Source organism: Pseudoalteromonas shioyasakiensis (assembly GCF_022398475.1).
Classification (GTDB): domain Bacteria; phylum Pseudomonadota; class Gammaproteobacteria; order Enterobacterales; family Alteromonadaceae; genus Pseudoalteromonas.
Genome location: NZ_JAKEVM010000290.1, coordinates 1 through 935 on the forward strand (window position 1 = coordinate 1; position 935 = coordinate 935).

Consider the following 935-nt stretch of genomic DNA (forward strand, 5'->3'; position numbering starts at 1 on the left):
CAAGATATCTTAATTAGTAGTTTAGATTTACTGCCTACTCCTACCAAAATTATAAACTCTAACACTATTGATAAAGGAGCTGCACTTTCACCGAATGAAAAACACATTGTCTACATGTCAATGAAACATGGACTACCTCAACTTTTTTTAAAAAATATAGAGAATGAAAAAGAAACATTACTGTTTGAGAACACTAAGCAAGAATTTGCTTTATCAAAGCCTATCTGGGACATCTCGGGAACCCGCATAGCAAGCAGTATAAATAACAAACCGTTTATTATTGAGTTTGAACAGAACCAATTCTCAGTCAGATGGTTAAATGAAATCATTGGTGAACCAATAGCGTGGTATAAAAAGTCAGATGCCATTTTGTTTGTTGATAAGAACACTCACAATGACGAGATAGTTAGGTTTAATTTAACTACTAATCAGATAGTGTCATTGAAAACACAATTGACCTATAAAGAAGTCTTTTTAAATGATAAAGACGAATTACTGAGCTTTCACAATGGCCGAGTTATCAGCAATGGAGACACTAACCTTTTAAATAATAAGCATTTTATTTTAAGTGTCTTTCCACAGGAAAATGGTTTTTTCTATCAATACACACAAAATCAGACACCTACTATGAATTTTTATGATTATAAACAAGGTGTTCAAAATCTAAGTAATGATTTTCAACAGTTTTGCGTAGTGTTTTGTAGCCAAATAACAGCACTAAACGGAAATACCATTTTATTAAAAGAACAACATGATACGGCAGATATTTTAGTTTTGAAAATAGCTCTAAAGTAATAGCCATTCTTCTATATATCTGCCGTATATCTACAAATCTACTTGCTAGGGGCACTCTCTTAAATAAAGCAATGACATTAGTGTGTAAGTTTAATAGCTTAACTGGTTTTTTAATATTCAAATTCCCCCATCTACTACCC

At 31.9% G+C, this 935-nt stretch carries 1 protein-coding gene; it reads left to right on the forward strand.

The features are described 5' to 3' along the window. The coding region (locus L1D51_RS21520; protein WP_239964844.1) for a TolB family protein at nt 1–795 on the forward strand (795 nt) is incomplete at its 5' end. Nucleotides 796–935 lie beyond the last annotated feature (140 nt).